This window comes from Streptomyces sp. NRRL B-1140 (assembly GCF_001280065.1).
Lineage (GTDB): Bacteria > Actinomycetota > Actinomycetes > Streptomycetales > Streptomycetaceae > Streptomyces.
On the sequence record NZ_LGEA01000043.1, the window covers coordinates 1 to 307 of the forward strand.

At 70.7% G+C, this 307-nt stretch carries 1 pseudogene; it reads left to right on the plus strand.

Annotation, left to right across the window (positions count from 1 at the left end):
• Positions 1–111: pseudogene (locus ADK65_RS37915) on the plus strand (PDZ domain-containing protein); the annotation flags it as partial.
• Positions 112–307: the final 196 nt, after the last annotated feature.

The following is a 307-nucleotide window of genomic DNA, read 5'->3' on the forward strand; positions in this document are numbered from 1 at the left end:
TGAAGTCCTGGGTGATCGTCTCCACGGTCGTCAAGGGGTCCCCCGCCGAGGGCAGGCTGCACGCGGGGGATGTGATCAAGGCCGTCGACGGTACGGCGGGGAAAGAGCCGGGCGGCCCGCCGCAGCCTTGCCCAAAAGATAAGCCGGGGCAAGGGGGCTCCCTCCCGCGTGGTCCCGGCAAGTGACGAGCGGGCGCGGGGAAGGGGAAAGGGTCCCGCCTGCCCGGGCTTGGTGTGCGTGGCAAGCTTGGCCGGGTCGGCCGGCTCCTTAACCGCCGTACCGTCGACGGCCTTGATCACATCCCCCG